The sequence below is a fragment of the Rothia mucilaginosa genome (assembly GCF_019334805.1).
GTDB classification, from domain to species: domain Bacteria; phylum Actinomycetota; class Actinomycetes; order Actinomycetales; family Micrococcaceae; genus Rothia; species Rothia mucilaginosa_C.
The window spans coordinates 1,342,461-1,362,938 of sequence record NZ_CP079822.1 but is presented as its reverse complement, the minus strand read 5'-3'; the positions used below and the strand labels follow the sequence as shown (position 1 = coordinate 1,362,938).

16 protein-coding genes are annotated in these 20,478 nt (G+C 61.1%); 11 read left to right on the top strand and 5 right to left on the bottom strand.

Annotated features, from left to right (window positions below; translation table 11 throughout):
* Positions 1-28 precede the first annotated feature (28 nt).
* From LPB405_RS05345 to LPB405_RS05320, 6 genes are all read left to right on the top strand, one after another.
* The gene (locus LPB405_RS05345; protein WP_257604856.1) at positions 29-817 is read left to right on the top strand and encodes a histone acetyltransferase; all 789 of its coding nucleotides are present in this window, start codon (positions 29-31) and stop codon (positions 815-817) included.
* 417 nt (positions 818-1,234) lie between these two features.
* Entirely contained in the window at positions 1,235-1,852 is a 618-nt protein-coding gene (locus tag LPB405_RS05340; protein ID WP_005504391.1) for a hypothetical protein, read from the top strand.
* Entirely contained in the window at positions 1,852-2,886 is a 1,035-nt protein-coding gene (locus LPB405_RS05335; protein WP_219100490.1) for an inorganic phosphate transporter, read from the top strand. Before LPB405_RS05340 ends, LPB405_RS05335 begins: the two co-directional genes overlap by 1 nt.
* A 142-nt stretch (positions 2,887-3,028) precedes the next feature.
* Entirely contained in the window at positions 3,029-4,117 is a 1,089-nt protein-coding gene (locus LPB405_RS05330) for a glycosyltransferase family 2 protein (protein WP_219100488.1), read from the top strand.
* A gap of 3 nt (positions 4,118-4,120) precedes the next feature.
* Positions 4,121-5,896 (top strand): polysaccharide pyruvyl transferase family protein, encoded by a 1,776-nt coding sequence (locus LPB405_RS05325; protein WP_219100486.1) that lies wholly within the window; start codon positions 4,121-4,123, stop codon positions 5,894-5,896.
* A 141-nt stretch (positions 5,897-6,037) separates the two neighbouring features.
* Positions 6,038-7,363: an FUSC family protein gene (locus LPB405_RS05320; protein ID WP_219102052.1), complete on the top strand. Its 1,326-nt coding sequence runs from the start codon at positions 6,038-6,040 to the stop codon at positions 7,361-7,363.
* A gap of 91 nt (positions 7,364-7,454) precedes the next feature.
* On the opposite strand, the gene radA is transcribed toward LPB405_RS05320, so the two are convergent.
* Entirely contained in the window at positions 7,455-8,903 is a 1,449-nt protein-coding gene (gene radA, locus LPB405_RS05315) for a DNA repair protein RadA (RefSeq protein ID WP_219100484.1), read from the bottom strand.
* Positions 8,904-9,111: 208 nt separating this feature from the next.
* On the opposite strand from radA, the gene disA reads away from it, so the two are divergent.
* From disA to LPB405_RS05295, 4 genes are all read left to right on the top strand, one after another.
* On the top strand, positions 9,112-10,188 hold the full coding sequence (disA, locus tag LPB405_RS05310; protein WP_219100482.1) for a DNA integrity scanning diadenylate cyclase DisA: 1,077 nt from the start codon (positions 9,112-9,114) through the stop codon (positions 10,186-10,188).
* Between the two features lie 108 nt (positions 10,189-10,296).
* Positions 10,297-10,536: a hypothetical protein gene (locus LPB405_RS05305; protein ID WP_012902784.1), complete on the top strand. Its 240-nt coding sequence runs from the start codon at positions 10,297-10,299 to the stop codon at positions 10,534-10,536.
* A 163-nt stretch (positions 10,537-10,699) separates the two neighbouring features.
* Complete coding sequence (locus LPB405_RS05300) at positions 10,700-11,155, top strand: helix-turn-helix domain-containing protein (RefSeq protein WP_257604854.1); 456 nt, start codon at positions 10,700-10,702, stop codon at positions 11,153-11,155.
* On the top strand, positions 11,155-12,015 hold the full coding sequence (locus tag LPB405_RS05295) for an IS3 family transposase (RefSeq protein WP_219100477.1): 861 nt from the start codon (positions 11,155-11,157) through the stop codon (positions 12,013-12,015). Before LPB405_RS05300 ends, LPB405_RS05295 begins: the two co-directional genes overlap by 1 nt.
* Before the next feature lie 96 nt (positions 12,016-12,111).
* Here LPB405_RS05295 and LPB405_RS05290 read toward each other — a convergent pair whose 3' ends face one another.
* The gene (locus LPB405_RS05290) at positions 12,112-12,909 is read right to left on the bottom strand and encodes a hypothetical protein (RefSeq protein WP_219100475.1); all 798 of its coding nucleotides are present in this window, start codon (positions 12,907-12,909) and stop codon (positions 12,112-12,114) included.
* A gap of 93 nt (positions 12,910-13,002) precedes the next feature.
* On the opposite strand from LPB405_RS05290, the gene LPB405_RS05285 reads away from it, so the two are divergent.
* Positions 13,003-14,070, top strand: a complete 1,068-nt coding sequence (locus LPB405_RS05285) for an A/G-specific adenine glycosylase (RefSeq protein WP_065423848.1) — start codon at positions 13,003-13,005, stop codon at positions 14,068-14,070.
* A 134-nt stretch (positions 14,071-14,204) separates the two neighbouring features.
* Here LPB405_RS05285 and LPB405_RS05280 read toward each other — a convergent pair whose 3' ends face one another.
* The 3 genes from LPB405_RS05280 to lysS all read right to left on the bottom strand — a co-directional run bounded on the left by LPB405_RS05280 (position 14,205) and on the right by lysS (position 20,440).
* The gene (locus LPB405_RS05280; RefSeq protein WP_219100472.1) at positions 14,205-16,787 is read right to left on the bottom strand and encodes an ATP-dependent Clp protease ATP-binding subunit; all 2,583 of its coding nucleotides are present in this window, start codon (positions 16,785-16,787) and stop codon (positions 14,205-14,207) included.
* 1,037 nt (positions 16,788-17,824) lie between these two features.
* The gene (locus tag LPB405_RS05275; protein WP_012902780.1) at positions 17,825-18,178 is read right to left on the bottom strand and encodes a histone-like nucleoid-structuring protein Lsr2; all 354 of its coding nucleotides are present in this window, start codon (positions 18,176-18,178) and stop codon (positions 17,825-17,827) included.
* A gap of 678 nt (positions 18,179-18,856) precedes the next feature.
* Positions 18,857-20,440, bottom strand: a complete 1,584-nt coding sequence (gene lysS, locus LPB405_RS05270) for a lysine--tRNA ligase (protein ID WP_219100469.1) — start codon at positions 20,438-20,440, stop codon at positions 18,857-18,859.
* Positions 20,441-20,478 lie beyond the last annotated feature (38 nt).

The window sequence follows — 20,478 nt, the reverse complement described above, 5'->3', positions numbered from 1 at the left end:
GCCAATGAACGGTACACTAGGAAATCCTATGTCTACACCCGCAATATCAACCGGCGCCTCCGGGCGCTCCCGACACCGCACCCACCACCGACCCGTCCTCTACTCCGCCGAGAAATTTGAACGCCACGAAGGCGGCATGGACCCCGCCGCACGCGAAGAGGCGGCGCACGCCTCCGCACGCATCCTGCTGATGCACGGACGCGGCACCGACGAGCAGATGACCGAACGGCTCGTCAGCTTCACCGACGACTACGGTATTGAGATGCTCGCCGAACTCTGGTCGCACGCGAGCGCCCACTCCCTACCGGGTGCGCTGTGGCGTATGTACTGGTTGAGGGATGTGGTGCATCGTTCACCCCGCGGGGTGAGCCGCGCTTTTGAGCTGGGCATGGCGGAGGACTACCGTTCGCACGTGGTGGCGGGTGTTCCCGACCCGCCGAGTGCCGACGAGGTGGTCCGCACGATTGATGAGATTCTGGCGGGCCTGTACACCGGCGATATGGATATTGCGATGGAACGTTGCGCGGCGTTTGCGCACGTGGTGGTGTTGGGTATTCGCACCGATTATGCGCGCTCTGCCGGGCAGGATGCTGCGGTTCCGGGTAGCCACGAGGTGAAGCGTGAGGCGGTGGAACGTCGTGCTCGTCTGCCGCGTCAGGCTCAGCAGATGGAGCAGATCGCGCACGATTTGGAGGCGGTCGCCGCCCAGCTGCGCGCCGTTGAGTCTGGTCAGCAGGCTAACGGGGCTTCGGAGGCTGATTCTGCGCAGGAAAAATCTGCACAGGAAAAAACACAGACCAACCTCGAAGCATTCTAGTCTTCTGCACCGTTTAGGCGCCTAAAAATGCGGGTTCGTGCCGCGAATTGGCACAGGTTCCACATTGGGCCGCAAAGGCGTGAAAAGCCTGTTTCCGATTGACTCTGCACCGGGTGCGGGTGGATAATAATTACAAGATGTCGGGTTGCTAATAGGTAGCCCCGGGCTCCAAATCTTTAGCCGCTTCGAGCGGCCTTCCGCCGAGAGGCGCTCCCAACCCGACATCCCTAAACGTTCCGGTGGGGGTCGAGAAATCGACCCCCACCGTTTTTTGTTTAAACCCCCATGCGTAACCGCGAACAGGGCGGCGCTATAACATTTACTGGTCGTTGCAGTGACGTTTGCAGGTCGGGCGCTCGTGAGATGCGCGCAGGCTATGCGCACCCGCAGCACCCAATACTGGTTAGACTGGGAACTATGCTGCACCGACTTTTCCCCCACGCCAACGAATCCCTCGCCTCCCTCGCTGAAATTTCAGCGCAGGTCGGTGAGGCGGCGGCATTGCTCTCTGAAATGGTCGGCTCCCCCGTCGCGGAGTACCCCGAACTCTTCGAACGCATGCTCACCCACGAGGCGGACTCCACGAACCTGCTGTTCCGCACCCTCACCGAGGTGCGCAGCTCCTTCTCCCCGCCGATTCCGCGTGAAGACCTGTACACGCTGGCACGCAAGCTCACCAACGCCGTTGAGAAGCTCACCAGCGCCGCACACGTGCTGTCCCTGCACAGCATTGACGGCTTCGCCACGCACATCACCTCGATTCTGGACATTATTCAGCGTCAGGCGGTGCTGACCGCCGCCGTCATCCCCAAACTTGCTGATATTCGCGGCCTCGACAACTACTGGATGGACATGCTGCGCATCTCCCGCCAGGCGCTGCGCACCGCCGAAGAATACGACGCGTACATTGCCGAACGCTACACCCCCGAACGGTACCGCCGCTACGCCACCTTCCTGGCGCAGCTGACCGCCGCCTCCAACGCTATGCGTGATGTGTCCGCCGAGATCGGCCGCATTATCGTTCAGGAATCCTAATGCTCCTGGGTCTTCTAGCCTGTTGTGCCTTCATTGCCGCGGTCTACGTGACCGGTGTGCACGACGCCTCAAACGCCGTCGCTGTTCCGGTGCGTACCCGCGCCCTCGGCGAGCGCTCCGCCCTGTACCTTGCCGCGCTCTTCAACGTGCTTGGTGTGGTCGGTGCGTTCCTGCTGCTCGGTGAGTATTCCGCCTCGTGGGTGAGTGCCCCGGAGGGTACCACCGGCCTGAACGGCATTGTTGCGGCACTACTGGTCTGCGCTATTTGGGGTGTGCTCACCTGGGTTTCGAGGATTCCGTCTTCCTCGACCCACGCGCTGGTGGGTGCCCTTGCCGGCGTGAGCTGGTGGACCCAAACAAGGATCGACAGCGCCGCTGAAGGCTTCGGTTCGCTCGCCTTCCTGCCGCATATTTTTGGGGCGACCCTGCTGCCGCTCTTCTACCTACCGCCGCTCATTTTTCTGCTGTCCTGGCTGATGGTGGTGCCGTTCTACCGGCTGGTGGTCGGCCACAACCCGCGCCTGGTGAATCAGCATGCCCGCGAGGTGCTGGCGGTGTCTGCCTCCGCGATTTCGCTGCTACACGGCCTGCAGACCGGCTACCTGTACCTGCTGCTGTGGGCGCTGCTGAGCGAACGCATCATAGACCCGGATTTGCTTCAATCCCTCACCCGAGGCGGGATGCTGCTGGGCACCATCATCATTGCCCTCAGCCTGGGCGCCGGTACGCTGACCGGTGGCCGCCGCATCGGCTACACCTTCGCCTACAAGATGGTGCGCCTGGACCCGTTCCGTGGTGCGGTCGCTCAGGGTACCACCGCTGTGGTGCAGGTAATCGGCTACTTCCTGCTGCAGGTGCCGTTCTCCTCCTCGCACCTGGCAACAGCATCGGCGCTCGGCGCGGGCGTAAACCAGCGTTTTAATGCGTTGAAGTCCAGGATTGTTCTGCAGATTCTTCTGGTGTGGCTGGTCACCATTCCGGCGTGCTTTGTGCTCGGTGTGCTGGCGATGGTGGCGCTACAGTCCATCAGCTAGTTTTTAGGGGCGGTGTATGCCTGTGTATGCATGCTGTTGCGGCGTGGACGGGCGGCGGGTTGAGTCTGAACAGTGCACACCCTCATAATGGGTTGAGTTCCTGGGCTGGCACGGGCCCATTCACCCTCGACTGATTGTGGTTATGTCTTCCCCTACCGTAGCTATTCTGGTCCGCACGAAGGGCCGCCCCCGCTTCTTGAGCCGCGCGCTGGAGAATATTGCGCAGCAGACCTTCACCGACTACACGGTCTGCGTGATTAACGACGGAGGCGACGAGCAGGCAACCCGCGCCGTCATTGAGGCTTCTTCGCTGGGTTCTAACGCGCAGGATTCCAGCCGTGTGCAGCTGCTGACCACCGCTGGCGGCAACATGGAGGCGGCGTCCAACGCCGGTTTGGCTGCGACCACCTCCGAGTACGTGGCGATTCACGATGACGACGACCTGTGGGCACCCAAGTTCCTGGAGCGCACCGTCGCGGCGCTGGAAGAGAGCGGCGCGCTCATGTGCACCACCCGCGTTGTGGAGCGGTACGAACGCGAGAACGCTGAGGGCGAGTTCGAGGTGTACGAGGAGCGTATTTTCCACGACGGCCTGCCCAGCATCGGTTTGCAATTCCTGTTCCGCACGAACCGTGCCGTGCCGATTGGTATTCTCTACCGCCGCAGCCTGCACGAGCTGGTCGGTTTCTACGACGAGTCCCTGCCGGTGGTCGGCGACTGGGAGTTCAACATGCGTGCCGCTTCCGTTGCGGATATTCTGCTGGTGGATGAGCCGCTGGCGTACTGGTCGCTGCGCCCCGACGCGGAGGGCGCCGAGGCGAATAGCGTGAAGCGTCAGGCTGAGCATGCCCGCTTCGATTCGATGGTGCGTGCCCGCGCTATCCGCGAGGATCTGCAGGCGGGTGCCCGACCGGGTGCGTACCTGTACCAGGCGCATTTGGCGGCTGACTTGGAGCGCCGCGTGATTGACGGGCACGATCTGACCCGTGAATCCCTGGACATTCTGCGCTCTATCGAGAGCCGCCTGGAGCGTATCGAGGCTCGTCAACAGGCTATTGAGTCCCGCCAGCAGAGCATTGAGGAGCGTCTGCGGGTTCTCAAGCACCTGCGCACTCCGGGCCGCGCGCTGCGTTCCTTGGCGAAGCGTTCCCTCAGCCAGCGTTCCCTGGTTCGTCGCGGTACTGAGGTTGAGTCGGCTGAGGCTGGTTCGGCAGATCAGAAGGGCACATAAGGCGTGACAGAGAACAATCATTCTTCTACAGCACTGCCCGTTACTGAAGCACCGCACTTTACTGAAGCACCGCGCGTGCTCGTCATTGGCGATATCGGCCAGCACACCTACCACGTGGGCGACGAAGCCATGACCATTGCGAGCGCGGAGGCGCTTTCCGAAGGCGGCGCGGCGGTCACCCTCATGACCCGCGATGTGGGCCATTCGGCGCGCTATATTGGCGCGGCGGTGAATCATGAGGCGGCACAGCATGAGGCAGGCGCGCCCTACGAGTACCTGCCGTTTTTCCTCTTCCCCTGGGCGCCGGCTGAGCGTGAGCTGACCCTCGCGGCGCTCGAGTGCATCCTGGCGCAGCTGCACGCCGACCGGGAACGCCCCTCCACCTCTGAGCTGGTAGCTCTGCCGCAGGTGCAGGCGCTGCCGGAGGTGTTACATCCCCTGGCGCAGACCGTTGAGCGCATGGTGGAATTCGCGGACGCTATCGCCGCCATGGACGCGGTCGTGGTCTCCGGCGGCGGCAACCTCAACTCCCGCTTCGGCTGGCTCCTCTACGAGCGTGCCTCGGTGGCTCTCGTCGCCGAGTACGCCGGTGTTCCCCTATTCGTGACCGGCCAGTCCTTGGGCCCGGTCCTCAACCCCGAGGATGCGCAGGTTCTGGAGCGCATGCTCCGCACCGCCCGTTCGGTGACGGTACGCGAAAGCTCCTCACTCGCCTGGTGCCGCGAACGGGATATTGACGCGCGCCTGAGCGTGGATGATGCCACCGACTACCCGGTGGCCTCCCCGGCACGCACCCTGCACTATGCGGAGGGTATTTCAGCAAGTCAGGCACTTAACGAGCTGCCGGAGCACTACGTCTGCGTGACCGTCAACGAATGTACCGACCAGCAGGCACAGCAGATTGCGCGTCTACTCGATGGCATGTGGCGCGAGCACGGCTACGCCCCCGTGTTCCTGAGCCATTTTGGCGACCCGCAGGACCCGACCAGCGGTGATATTCAGGCGCACCAGCGCATCGCCGAGCGGCTCAGTCCCTCCACCCCGGCGACCCTGCTACCGATTCTGCACGCCGACCAGAGCATCACCGTGCACCGGGCGGCGGCGTTCACCCTGACCAGCCGCTACCACCCGGCGGTATTCTCCGCCGCGGCGGGTATTCCCGTGCTCGCCCTCGTGCCGGACGCCTTCACGCAGATGCGCGTGGGCGGTGCCCTGCGTCAGTACGGGCTGGGCGAGTTCACCCTGCCGTTGGGTATGCTCGCCGGTGGTGTTCCCGAGCTGATGGTTGCCGCCGCCTTGCGGCACGCGGCGGTGGCATCGGATGCACGCCGTACCGAGCTGCTGGAGGCGCTACAAGCCGAGCGTGCCTACCTGCTGACGCAGATTCTTGCGCACGGTGAAGAAACTCGCGGCAATGCAGAAACTCTCGGCGGTTCAGAAGCCCCCGCGCCTTTCCCTGCCGCAGAGCAAACCTTGGCTCTCCCCGAGCCGCTTGGTGCAACCGTCCGCGCCGCACGCGATCTCTTTACCGAAACCTCCCTCACCGCGGGTTTCGAGTGGGCGATGTCTGACCGGGCACACTCCTGGGATGCTGAGCACCGCCGGCAGCTTGAATGTGCCCGCGCAATCGGCGGCGGGTACAGCGCGCGCGGTGTTCACGGGGCACACGGCGCCGAAGAAACGCATCCTGTCACCGTCGAGCCTGAGTCATCTTCTGAAGCGCCCGCCGAGACGAAGCCGGGCCTGCTGGCGAGGGTGGCGCGCCGCCTCCGCGGCTAGATTCGCGACTGAGCCCTTGAGCTAAAGTTTCCGCACGAAAAACCACCCAAGCCGAGGCGCTAAGCGGGGTACGGGGCGCGGGGTCTCTCACACTTCAACCCAACACTCCCCTACCCCCTTGTGCACCGCACCCGCGCCGGTATGATGGTGCCCATGGCACGATTCGCAGACATTCTACGCACTACTGAACAGAACACCCGACAGTTCGTCCGTGAGGGCGTTGAACGCGTCCGGGCTGACTTCTTTCAGTCTGTGCAGATTGTTGCGGCGTCTATGGGCGCTTGGCTTTTCGCTGAGCGCGTCCTGGGCCACCACGAGCCCATTTTCGCGCCGGTCGCTGCCCTCGTATCCCTGGGCTATGTGAGCGGCGCCAAGCATTCCCGCCGAATCCTTGAGGTCTCCTTCGGCGTGACCCTCGGCATTCTCATTGGCGACCTTCTGCTGATTCTGCTCGGTCACGGTACCTGGCAGGCGGCAGTGGTGCTTTTCTTGACCGTGATTATTGCCCGATTTATTGATAAGGGCATTATTTTTACGATTCAGCTCAGCTTCCAGGCCTGTTTCACGTTGCTGCTGCCCGTGCCTGATGACGCATTCACCCGCAGTTTCGACGGCATTGTCGGTGGCGCCTTTGCGTTCCTCGCCATGTACCTGATGCCGCGTGACCCGCGTAAGAACCCGCGTGAACGCGCCCAAGCTCTCATGGACGCGTTCGCGAAGGTTTTCCAGCTTTCCTCCGAGGCGATTCGCTACTACGACTACAACAAGGCGTACCAGAGCCTGCTCGATGCCCGCGCTCTGCAACCGCTGTATGATGCGTGCCGAGGCGACCTGATTACCGCGCAGGGTATGAGTGAGCTGTCCTGGAATAGCCGCAAGAGCAAGGGCGAGCTGGCGCGCATGTCGAAGACTCTTGCCGCGGTCGATTTGGCGATCCGTAACGACCGCGTGCTTAACCGCCGCATGGCGTCCACGATTCACCACGTGCAGCTACGCACTGCCGCGCAGATTTCACTCAGTGACGCGCTGACCGAGCTGTCGCTGGCGGCGCAGAGCCTCGGCCTGGGCATGTCTGCCCCGACCGAAAGCGAACGCGAACACTACATGATGGCAGCCCGCAAACGCATGGTTAAACTTGCAGGCACCCTCGAGCCGCGCACGATGGGTGTGGCAACCTTTGAGGGTGAGTCGCTGGTGCTGATGCTCCGCCTGATCGTGGTGGACTTTATGGAGGCAACCGGCATGTCTCACAAGGACGCCGTGGCGGTTCTGGTGCCCCTGGGCGAGGCGGTTACGCAGCATGCGCCGCGTACCTCGGCGATTCCGATTGTTGATACTGACATGGACGACTCGATGGTGGTTGACGATATGACCGATACCGCGGTCAACGCCCACCGCACGAATAAATTGAATACCCGTTCGATTAACATTATGTTGCACGAGAACGAGGAGGAAAGCCGCTCTTAGCGGTGTTTCTACAGAGGGGGCTCCCGGTGGTATTTACGCCAGCCGGGAGCCCCCCTCCTCCGCTATCTCTATGCTGTTGATGCGCGGGCGGCTACTTCTGCGGGAAGAGCAGCGCGAGCGCCTCACCCAGGGTGGTTACCTCACGCACGGTCACGCCCTCGGGCACGTCCCCCACGCCGGTCGGGGAGGCGGGCACCAGCACGTGCGTGAAGCCCAGGCGGCCCACCTCTGCAATGCGCTGGCGGATGCCCGGCACGGCGCGAACCTCACCCGCCAGGCCGACCTCGCCAAAGACCGCGAGCTTGCGCGGAAGCGGCTTATTCTGCGCCGCCGAGGCGAGCGCCATGACGCACGCCAGGTCGGCGGCGGGCTCAGCAATTTTCGCGCCGCCCACCGTGGAGACGTAGCAGTCGAGCTTGCCCACGTTCAGCCCGGCGCGGCGTTGCAGCACCGCCAATAGCATCTGAATACGCGCTGAATCCAGGCCCGAGACGGTGCGGCGCGGGGCGGGCGCCACCGCCTGGTCCAGCAGTGCCTGCACCTCCGCGAGCAGGGGGCGGCGCCCCTCCATCGTGACGGTCACGCAGGTGCCCGCCACCGGGTGCGGGGTACTCGAAACGAACATGCCGGAGGGGTCCAGCACCGGCGCGATACCGTCCTCGTGCATGTCGAAGCAGCCCACCTCATCGGTGGGTCCGAAGCGGTTCTTAATCGCGCGCAGCATGCGGATATTTGAGTGCTTATCGCCTTCAAACTGGCAGACCACGTCCACCAGGTGTTCGAGCAGGCGCGGGCCGGCGATGGTGCCTTCCTTGGTCACGTGGCCCACGAGCAGGGTGCACATATTGCGTTCCTTCGCGGCGGCAATCACGGAGGCGGCAACCTCACGCACCTGGGTCACGCCGCCGGCGCTACCCTCAACTTCCGCGGAGGCGAGGGTCTGCACGGAGTCAATGACCAGCAGGGAGGGGTTGATCTGCTCAATATGCGCCAGGGCGGTGCCGAGGTCGGTTTCGCTGGTCAGGTAGAGGGTGTCCGCGATGGCGCGGATGCGGTCGGCGCGGAGCTTGACCTGCGCGGCGGATTCCTCGCCGGTAATGTACAGGACCGGGCGCGGCGGCTGGGGTGCGCTATTCTGCGCCGGGTTATTCTGCACCCCCTTCTGCCTCGCAATTCCGGCGTTGCCGCGCGCGAAGGTGGCGGCAACATCCAGCAGCAGGGTGGACTTACCCACGCCGGGTTCGCCCGCCATGAGGATGACCGCGCCGGGTACGAGTCCGCCGCCGAGCACGCGGTCAAATTCGGGGTTTCCGGTGCTCATGTATGCGGCTACGCGCGAGTCGACTTCGGCGATGGGCTGGGCGGGTTTCTGTACGCTGGATGCGGCGCGGGTGCGCGCGCGGGTGCCCCCGGCGGCTTCTTCGACGGTGCCCCAGGTTTGGCATTCGCCGCAGCGGCCTACCCATTTGGCGGTGGTCCAGCCGCATTCGGTGCAGCGGTAGGCGGGGGCGGTTTTGGTGTTTTTCGTGCGCGCGGTCATGGGTCTATTTTAGGGTCTGGGGCAATATGGTGCGCGGTGTTTGGTCAGGGCGAAATGGGGTACCGCAGAACATATTTTTACTCTTAAATGCAGATAGTTTAGCCCTGCACACTCCCGTATAAATATCGAGAATATCCGTTCGTTTTTGAGGCACTTTAGCCCGCCGTTCCGCCCCTGACCTGGCTCAATAACCACCCTTGCGGGTACAATGTTTTTTGTGCAGATGAATTATAGTGACCTATTGCTTAAAACTATCGCCCGAATCGCCCCCGGCACCGAGCTCCGCGAGGGCCTGGAACGCATCATGCGTGGCCGTACGGGCGCACTCATCGTACTCGGATCCGACCGCACCGTATCCTCCCTGTCGTCGGGCGGTTTCAATATCGACACTGAGTTCTCGGCAACCCGCCTGCGCGAGCTGGCGAAGATGGACGGCGCTATCATCTGCGACCGCGACGCCACCCGCCTGTTGCACGCCGGCGTGCAGCTCATGCCAGACGCCTCCATTGAGACAAACGAGTCCGGCACCCGCCACCGCACCGCCGAACGCACCGCCATTCAGACCGGTTTCCCGGTGATTTCGGTGAGTGCCTCGATGTCCGTGATTTCGGTGTACGTTGACGGCACCCGCTACATGGTTGAGGACAGCCAGTATCTGATGGCTCGCGCAAACCAGGCGATTCAGACCCTTGAAAGCTATAAGAAGCGTCTGCGTTCGGTGCTCTCCAGCCTGTCTGCCCTGGAGATTGAGTCGAACGTTTCCCTGGCGGATGTGGCAATGACCCTTCAGCGTATGGAGATGGTGAACCGCATTATCCGCGAGGTCAGCCACTACGTGCTGGAGCTCGGCGTGCACGGCCGCCTCATTGCCCTGCAGCTGGAGGAGCTGCGCGCCCCCGAGATGACCGCTAGCGACCTGATTCTGCGCGACTACCTGCCCGAGGTGAACGACGAGCTGATTACCGCCGGCGTTGAGGCGCTTCAGAACCTGGATGATATGGACATCGTGGATCTGCGCGCGATTGCCCGCGCTGTTGGGTTTGGTGAGAACCCCGACCTGGAGCTTCCCCTGCAACCGCGCGGCTTCCGCCTGCTCGCCGGTATTCCAAGCATTCCGAACGCTATTTCTGAGCGTCTGGTGGAGCGCTTCGGCAGCCTGCAGGCTCTCATGGCGGCATCCCTTGAGGACCTGCGTGCCGTGGACGGTGTGGGTGAGGCTCGCGCCCGCACGGTGCGTGAGCAGCTCTCCCGCATGGCCGAGAGCAGCCTAGAAAAATACATCTAGAAGTACATCTACTCGGCGGCCTTTTCCTGCCTCACAAGAACCTTTTGCATTATGATGTAGTGACAGTGGAGGTTACCCTTCACACCTTGACACCCCAAGGAGGTCACAATGTCATACCCGCAAACCAAGTATCCGTCGGCTAAGCGCCCCGTCCCGTTCTTCGTATGGGCATCCCCCATTCTGTTCCTGATTTACCTGCCGCTACTGTGGTTCAAGGTCATCCCCAATTCCTTTGAGGTGACCGACCTGTCCACCCTGCTTTTGGCGGCACTACAGTGGACCGCATTCGGTAGCCTGCTCGGGTACCTGGGTGAGCGCCGCTTCGCCAAGCCTCGCGCCTCCAAATAGCGCCACGCAATAGACCTATACAAAAAGCCCCCGTGCCGGAGAATATCTGAACTGCCTCCCGTTTCTTGGACAACAAAAATGAAGTCCAGGAAATGGGAGGCTTTTCATGTCTATAAATCTGGGAATGAGGCATGATCGTTTGCTCCGGGAGCAAGCAGCGCAAATGTTCGAGAGAGGATTCGGCTATGGTCTGACCGCCAAGAAGCTTGGTATGTCTGCCGCGACTGTGAGAGAGTGGCAGAAAACGTACCGCGTCATCGGGAAGGACGGGCTTCTTGCCATGGGAGTAAAGCAGGCCAGATACGACTACGAGACCAAGGTCGCCGCAGCAAGGGCCGTGGTTGACGGTGGGATGAGTAAGCCTGAAGCAATGATGCGCTTCGGTATTGCAAGCGCTACACCGTTGAAGCAGTGGTGCAGGCTGTACCGTGAAGGCGGCGCGCAGGCGCTTAAGCCTAAGCCCAAGGGCAGGCCGAAGGGGTCGGTGCGGGCGGTGCCGCTAACGCGTGAGGAGGAACTTGCCGAGCGTGTGCGCAAGCTTGAGGCGCAGGTGGCGTACCTAAAAAAATCGATTGCCCTGAAGGCGCAGAGGCGCTCCCAAACCGGGACAAAGCCCTAGTGGTCGCTGAGCTTTCAGGGCACGGGCACAAGCTGTACGACCTCCTTGAGGTGGCTGGCCTTGCCAAATCGAGCTACTACTACGCGTTGGCTCATCCCCAGCAGCCAACCAGAGTGCAGCTACGTGCCAAGGTTGCCCAGATCTTTTCGCGTACCCCTAACGGGTGCGGTCACAGGCAGGTGGCCATGTGTCTGCGCGCTGAGGAAGGGGTGCGTATCGCCGATAAGACGGTTTTGAAGATGATGCGTCAGATGGGGTTGCGTTGCGGTATACGCCGCCAGAGGCCCTACCGCAGGTACAACTCTTACAAGGGGGACGTGGGGCAAAGTTTTGAGAACATCATCGGTCGCGACTTCACGGCGACCGGTCCTTGGCAGAAGTTGGGTACCGATGTTACCGAGTTTAAGCTTTCCTTCGGTAAGGCCTACCTGGCGCCGGTTTATGACTTTGCCAGCAAGGAGATTGTTGCTCACTCTATCTCGATGTGTCCCAATCTCGTCCAGCAACAAGAGATGCTTCAGGTACTCATGGAGGCCAAACCCGAGGGAGCTAAGCCGATTTTGCACTCGGATATGGGGTGGCAGTATCAGCACGAGACCTACATCAGTATGCTCGCTGAGAACGGTTTTATCCAGAGTATGTCGCGTAAAGGCAACTGCATTGATAATGGCGCCACCGAGCAAGTCTTTGGGCATCTTAAGGATGAGTTTTTCCGTGGGCAGGATTGGCTGACTTTTGAGAGTTTCAAAGCTGACCTTGACGCCTATATTACGCATTGGAACACAGCAAGGCGCCAGGTGAAGCTTAGGGGCCTGACCCCGGTGGAGTACCGGGATCAGGCCCTGTTGGAAGCTGTGTAAGGGTTACTATTTAATGCGTCCAAGTTTCGGGGCGCAGTTCAATCCAGCACGGGGGCTTTTGCGTGCCCATTCACGGGCGAAAACTATAGAAGTGAACTACTGAATCACAAAGTTCACCTGAGCCGAAGTCACACCATTCACCGTGGCAGTCGCCCAGTAAGATCCCTTCTGAGCGGTCGAAGCGGAGGAGCAACCCAGAACGTTGATCTTACGGTCCCACGCCAGGTCGGTTGCGCCCTCGGCACCTGCGGCTACCTCAGCCTTCTGAACGGCGGTCGCCGCGCACAGGCTACGGGTGTACACCTGAGCTGCACCGGAGGTAATGTTCAGGTCCACGCCGGTGTTCGCACCCTCGCCGCCCACAGCGCAGGGGGTCTTCGAGGAGTTCGTGTAGGTCACGTGGAAGGACACCTGCTCACCGGCTGCGAAGGTACGCTTCGCGGGGGTGACGGTCACCTTCAGGTCGTTCGCGGTGCACGCCGCAGCAACAGCCGCAGTGGTCACCGAGGGTGCCGGTGCGGGGGTAGTCGGGGTCGCCGCGGGGGTGGTTGCCGCAGGGGTTGCCGCGGCGGTGGTCACGCTTGCAGTGGGTGCCGCAGAAGCGGTCACCGAGGGGGTTGCCGAAGCAGTAGCCGACGCGGTTGCAGAGGCAGTCGCGCTAGCGGACGGGGTTGCCGAAGCAGTTTCGGAGGGGCGAGCGCTGAAGCTCTGGAAGGGCGCGCCGGAAGGCGTCGCGGTGGAGGCTACAGTGGCGTCCTTCTTGCCGTTAATCATGCCGACCATGGAGGTCACGCCAGCGACCAACAGCAGAATGACAGCGAGCAGAGCAATAACCGCCACGATGCGACGGCGGCGGTAGACTTCGGGAGGCAGAACGGGACCATTTTCAGACATACTCTTAAGGATACCGGGTTTAACCCTGAGAATCACAGTGAACTCTGTTCATGCAGTTTTGGGAATATATGCCCTGTGGCGTAGGCTTTTCGGATGACCTCAGAGCCCAACCGCACCGCACGCACACGCCCCGAACCGGCCCTGCCCGAAGGCACGAATACCGAGGCGCTCCACCGCCGAATCAACGGGTGGTTCCTCGACCAGGCACGCGATTTGCCGTGGCGTCGTGACGAGTGCACCCCCTGGGGCGTGATGGTCAGCGAGTTTATGCTGCAGCAGACCCCCGTCAAACGCGTTCTACCCGTGTGGGAGGAGTGGATGCGCCGCTGGCCCACCCCCGCCGACCTTGCCGCCGAGCCCGCCTCGGAGGCGGTGCGCGCCTGGGGCCGCCTGGGTTACCCGCGCCGCGCGCAGCGTCTGCACGGTGCCGCTGTGGCGATTGTGGAGCAGCACGGCGGTAAGGTTCCCGCCGACTACGAGGAGCTGCTGGCTCTGCCGGGCGTGGGTTCTTACACGGCGGCGGCGATTAGCGTGTTCGCGTTCGGTCTGCGCGCCACGGTCATTGATACGAATATCCGCCGCGTGCACGCCCGTGCGGTATCCGGTAAGGCGCTACCCTCGCGTTCGTTGACGGCGGCTGAGACTCGCCTGGCGGAGGCGCTCATGCCCGCCGATACCCCCACCTCCTGCCTGTGGAATGCGGCGACCATGGAGCTCGGTGCGCTGGTCTGCACGGCAAAGTCCCCGACCTGCGAACTGTGCCCGGTGGAGGATCTGTGCGCCTGGGTTGCGGCGGGCAAGCCGGAGGCGGACTACACCCCCAAGGGCCAGAGTTGGCACGGCACGGACCGCCAGGTGCGCGGTGCGGTCATGGCGGTGCTGCGTGCGGCACATGAGCCGGTGAATCGCGAGCTCATCCTGGGTGCGGGAGTAGGTGCGGGTGTAGCCTCGGCTGGCGATACGACCTCTTCACCCGTTGCAGCCTCTTCGCCAGACTTTACGTTCCCGGCTGATGCACCCGCCGCGGTGCATCGTCCACTGAAGGCGCTGTACGCCCTCTCCCCCGCCACCGAGCAGCTGCAGCGCTGCTACGCGGGGCTGCTGGCGGACTCTCTCGCCCGCGAAGTCACGCAGGGCGATAGTGTGCTCGTCTCGCTCTAGTACCCGCCGCAGAGGAGCTCCTGGAGCCTCCCAAAAGCATAGAAACGCCTGTGGGGCGGCACCGGATGATTCCGGTACCGCCCCACAGGCGTTTAGTGCGCTAAAGCCTAGCTACCTAGAGCTTATTCCAGAGCCTAGTCGTTGCCCTGACCCTCAGCGGCAGGTGCCTCAGCTGCGGGAGTCTCAGCGGGAGCCTCGGAAGACTCGCCCTCGTTCAGCTCCTGCACCGAATCCAGAGCCAGCTCCTTCATCGGCTGAGAAGAGAAGACGAACTTCGCGGAGTCGCCCTCACCCTCAACGTCCACGGTGATCTTCTCGCCGGGCTTGATGTCGCCGAAGAGGATCTTCTCAGACAGGGCGTCCTCAATGTTGCGCTGCATCTCGCGGCGCAGAGGACGAGCACCCATGGACGGGTCGTAACCCTTAGCCGCCATGAGAACCTTCGCAGCGTTGGTCAGCTCAATGGACATATCCTGCTCCGCCAGGCGCTTAGCCAGGCGGCCCACGAACAGGTCCACAATCTGCAGAATCTCAGACTCGGAGAGCTGCGGGAAGACAATGATGTCGTCCACACGGTTGAGGAACTCGGGGCGGAAGTGCTCCTTGAGGTTCTCCATCACGCGTGCCTGCATGCGCTCGTAGTCGGCTGCGGTGTCGTCCATCGCCTGGAAACCAACCGGGATGCGGCGGTTCACGTCACGCGAACCCAGGTTGGTGGTCATGATGATGACGGTGTTCTTGAAGTCCACCACGCGACCCTGCGAGTCGGTCAGTCGACCGTCTTCCAGGATCTGCAGCAGCGAGTTGAACAGGTCGGCATGAGCCTTCTCAACCTCGTCGAACAGGACCACGGAGAAGGGCTTGCGGCGGACCTTCTCGGTCAGCTGGCCGCCCTCATCGTAGCCAACGTAGCCGGGAGGCGCACCGAACAGACGGGAGACGGTGTGCTTCTCCTGGTACTCGGACATATCCAGGGTGATGAGCGAATCCTCATCGCCGAACAGGAACTCGGCAAGTGCCTTGGCAAGCTCGGTCTTACCCACACCGGTCGGGCCGGCGAAGATGAACGAACCACCGGGGCGGCGCGGGTCCTTCAGACCTGCGCGGGTACGGCGAATAGCGCGGGACAGCGCCGCAATAGCGTGATCCTGACCGATGACGCGCTTGTGGAGCTCCTGCTCCATGGTCAGCAGGCGGCTGGACTCTTCCTCGGTGATCTTGTAGACGGGAACACCGGTGGAAGCGGCCAGAACCTCAGAAATAACCTCGGGGGTCACGGTGCCGAATGCGTCGCCGCCTTCGCGCCATGCCTTCTCGGCTTCTTCCTTCTCAGCCAGGACCTTCTGCTCCTGATCACGCAGGCCTGCGGCCTTCTCGTAATCCTGGGAGTTGATGGCGTCTTCCTTCTGCTGGCGCAACTTGGCTGCCTTCTCGTCGAGCATCTTGATTTCCGGGGGTGCGGTCATGCGCTTGATGCGCAGACGTGCGCCCGCCTCGTCAATCAGGTCGACAGCCTTATCCGGCAGGAAGCGGTCAGAGATGTAGCGTGCCGCAAGGTTCACGGCAGTCTCAATGGCCTCGTCGGTAATGGTGACGCGGTGGTGCGCCTCGTACTTATCGCGCACACCCTTGAGGATTTGCACGGCAAGCTCCTGAGAGGGCTCCTCAACCTGAATCGGCTGGAAGCGGCGCTCCAGAGCGGCGTCCTTCTCAATGTGCTTGCGGTACTCGTCCAGGGTGGTTGCACCGATGGTCTGCAGTTCGCCTCGAGCCAGCATGGGCTTGAGGATGGAGGCAGCGTCAATCGCGCCCTCTGCGGCACCTGCACCAACGAGGGTGTGAATCTCGTCAATGAACAGGATGATGTCGCCGCGGGAGCGGATTTCCTTCAGGACCTTCTTCAGGCGCTCTTCGAAGTCACCGCGGTAGCGCGAACCTGCGACCAGGGAGCCCAGGTCCAGGGTGTACAGGTGCTTGTCCTTGAGGGTTTCGGGAACGTCACCGTGCACGATAGCCTGTGCCAGGCCCTCCACGACGGCGGTCTTACCGACGCCGGGCTCACCAATCAGCACGGGGTTGTTCTTAGTACGGCGGGAGAGGACCTGCATGACGCGTTCCATCTCCTTGTGGCGGCCGATGACCGGGTCCAGCTCGCCCTCACGCGCTGCTGCGGTGAGGTTGCGGCCGAACTGATCCAGGATGGTCGAACCCGCGGGAGTGCCTTCGCGAGAGTTACCTGCACCCACGCCGGCGGTTTCCTTATCGCCAGAGTTGTTACCGGGGTAGCCGGAAATCAGGTCCATAACAGCCTGGCGCACGGCAGCGGGCTCAGCGCCCAGCTTGACCAGCACCTGGTTTGCCACGCCCTCGTTTGCACGAACCATGCCCAGCAGGATGTGTTCGGTGCCGATGTAGCCGTGGTTCAGCTGAATAGCCTCGCGCATGGACAGTTCGAGAACCTTCTTCGCACGCGGGGTGAAGGGGATATGGCCGTTAGGCGCCTGGGGGCCGGGGCCGACGATGTCCTGAACCTGCTCACGTACTGCGTTCAGGGTAACGCCCAATGATTCCAGGGCGCGGGCACCGATGCCTTCGCCCTCGTGAATCAGACCGAGCAGAAGGTGTTCGGTACCGATATAGTTGTGGTTGAGCATGCGTGCCTCTTCCTGGGCAAGCACCACAACACGCCGAGCTCGATCGGTAAAGCGTTCAAACATTTACGCACTCCTTGCATTTTCCTATTGATACAAGAGTACGTTGAGCGCGGCTGAAAGGGCGGGCTGATGGGCGTCTGTTCGCCATCAAGAGAACAGATGAGCTGTTCGGGGCGTTTTAGGCGCGGTTTCGGGGCTTCTGGCGGGGTGCAGGGGTAGTTTTGAGGGGTCTAGCTCACGCAGGTGGGCCTACCCTACAGTCGGATGGGCGCTGCCGGTCGGTGCTGACTGCTTTTGCCGGGGCTGGCTGCTTTTGTCGGGGTTACCTGTGCAGAGTGTGCGCATATTGCCGTCGGATGCACCGCCGACAGGTGCTACGGGTGGGTTCTGAGGGACCGTGGTGCCGATACGAGGGTTTGCAGAAAAGGTGAACGCACAAGAATCCACATATACCAACACTCAAACCGCCTGTTTCCTGCACATGCATGAATATATTGCAGAAATTTTTAAAAATTTATATGTTTAAGTGAGAAATTTCAATAATTCGCAAAAAATATTTGCCGGACAACACGGTACTTATTTCCCGGATAATTCCCGCCTCATTTCGGTGCCCCATCAAGAGATAATCGTAAGTTCCGATAGCGCCACCGAAGATGCAGGGTCCCTAATTATTCGAAAATTTCAGTCAGTACATTCCAACCTCTTCAATAGAATACTCGACTCAACGACCGCATGAATATCACAGCGCATATCCCCCGCTTTGAAGAGATTAATGCACCATTACCTTTAGTGTTCCTGCCGATGCATGAAATCTAAATGGGGAGCCTGAACTCGACACCATATTGCGCATCCGATTCTCGGATCTTCCTCCTAATAATTCAGAAGTGGGCATTGGCAAAGGATCAATATGTTTTACATGTAAATAGTTAATTGGGGTAGGTGATATAAAAACACTCCACCCTCCGCAGATATGCAGCGCATATCAAGAAATACCGGAGCACAACTAAAGGCGGATGGTGAGAACACCATCCGCCTTTAGCGTCCGAAGAATTAGAGCCCTAAAGCACCAAACCCTCCGACAGCATGAATACTAAGAGCCTTTAACCCTGAGCCTTCATTGCTTCGTAGTATGCGTCCTGAACATCCTGGTGGATGCGGCCACGGTCAGAAACCTTGTGACCGTTAGCCTTAGCCCATTCGCGGATTGCTGCGGTCTCGGGGTTGCGCTTAACCGGAGCAGCGGTGCCACGGGGAGCACGGGTGCGCTGGGTAGCGGTGCCCTGCACGCGGCGGGACTTCGCTACGAAGGGGCGGATAGCGTCACGCAGGCGAGCTGCGTTTGCGGAGGACAGATCGATTTCGTAGTGAGCGCCGTCCAGGCCAAAACGGATAGTTTCGTCTGCGGGGCCGCCGTCGAGATCGTCTTCAAGGATGATGCGAACCTTCTGTGCCATTGAGGCACCTCCTCATCTGTTGCATATATCCTGTGGAGTAAACTCAAAAGCCTCTATCGGGATTGAGAAAATAATGTGCCGGATATATTTATGTACTAATTTTCTTTCATATAGTAACAGAACTGTATTAAAAATTCCGAAAATATTCTGAGCATTGAAACAATGCACCAATCACCCGCAGCGATATATCGCTTCTGTGCATCCCCGCTAAATCTGCACTCGCTACAAGAACATTAAAGTGAAGTTTAGAGTGCAAATACTTTGGATTCTTCCAGACAGCAGACACAGCCCCCAGAGACAAAGACACCTAATAATGCGCCCCGGCGTCCCCGACAATCTGAGCGCAATATAGCGCCCGCACGAGCCTGCACATTAGACCATTCACACCATACATTTCAGCCCTATTCAAAAGCGAAATTCTGCCACCTCTCAACCCCTCATTATTTTCTATGTAACGCGTTCATGCATAAGAGCAGAAACCCCCGCCAGAGTGAATAGAGCAGCATAAATCAGCACCAGAATAGAGTAAAAACGCCCCTGACCTGTGTAAATAAACAGAAACCCCACCCCAGAAGCTATACACCGTGCAAAAGAGTACACAGAAAACGGCGGGTACCGCAGATACAACCGTATCCGCGGCACCCGCCGCATTAACACCCTCACAGGTGAAGGGGAAGCTTAGGCCTCCGGCTTCATCAGGGGGAAGAGAATAGTCTCACGAATACCGGGCTGACGCACCACAGTACCCGGACGCTCCGGATCCTGATCGCCCGCCAGCAACATAATCAGACGGTCAATGCCCAGACCCAGGCCACCCATCGGGGGTGCACCGTGCTCCAGGGCGCGCAGGAAGTCCTCATCCAGCTCCATCGCCTCATCGTCACCGGCAGCAGCCAGCAGCGACTGGGCGGTCAGGCGCTCACGCTGAATGACCGGGTCAATCAGCTCGGAGAACGCGGTACCGCGCTCCATACCGCCAATAATCAGGTCCCACGCCTCAATCAGGGGCTCACCGGAACGGTGCGGACGAGCCAGCGGCTGAGCGCTCGGCGGGTAATCGTACACGAAGGTCGGGTTCACCAGGGTCGGCTCAACGATCTCACCGAAGAGCTCGGTCACCAGCTTCTCAGCGTCCCACTTCGGGTCGATGTCCACCTCGTGCTTCTCAGCAATTTCGCGCAGAACGGAAGCGTCAGTCTCGGGGGTGATCTCAACGCCCACAGCCTCGGACAGGCCCGGGTACACGCCAACCCACTTCCACTCACCAAACAGGTCAATGGTGCCGTTCTCAGTCTCAATACGCTCAGTGCCGACAGCCTTCGCGCAGCTCTGGATAATCTCCTTCATGCGCTCAGCCATCACGAACTGATCAGCATAGGTCTCGTAGCACTCCAGGGTGGTGAACTCGGGGCTGTGGGTCGAGTCCACGCCCTCGTTACGGAACACGCGACCAATCTCGTACACGCGGTCAATGCCACCAACCACTGCACGCTTGAGCGGCAGCTCAGTCGCAATACGCATGGTCATCGGCTGGTCAAAAGCGTTCAGGTGGGTACGGAACGGGCGAGCCGTCGCGCCACCGTGCACCAGCTGCAGAACGGGGGTCTCAACCTCAATGTAGCCGTGATCTTCCAGCACGCGGCGGACGGTGCGGGTAATCAGGGCGCGCTTCTTCACCAGCTCGCGAGCCTCCTCGCGAACCATCAGGTCCAGGTAGCGCTGGCGAACGCGGGTTTCCTCGTTCAGGTCCTTATGCAGAACCGGCATGGGGCGCAGCGCCTTCGACGCCATCTTCCAGTCGGTCACCATGATGGACAGCTCACCGCGGCGAGAAACAATCACGCGGCCGGTCACGAACACGTGGTCACCCAGGTCAACCAGGGACTTCCATTCAGCCAGGGACTCCTCGCCAACCTCAGCCAGCGACAGCATCGCCTGGATGCGCTTACCCTCGGTACCACCCTGCAGGGTCGCGAAGCACAGCTTACCGGTGTTACGGACGAACACCACGCGGCCGCCCACATGCACCACACGGTCAGTCTCGTCGCCAGCCTTCAGCTCCTCAGCAGCCAGCTTCGGATCGTACTCGGCGCGCAGATCCTCAATGTGGTTGGGCTCCACGCGGTTACCCTCAGAATCCAGCAGACCCACCGGGTATGCCTCGCGACCCGACTCAATCAGCTTCGCACGCTTCTCCAGGCGAATCTGCATCTGCTCGGACATATCAGCAATCGCCGGTGCGGCAGTGTGCTCAGTGCTCACAGTGATACCTATCTGTGTAGTGTGTTGGGGACTCTTCT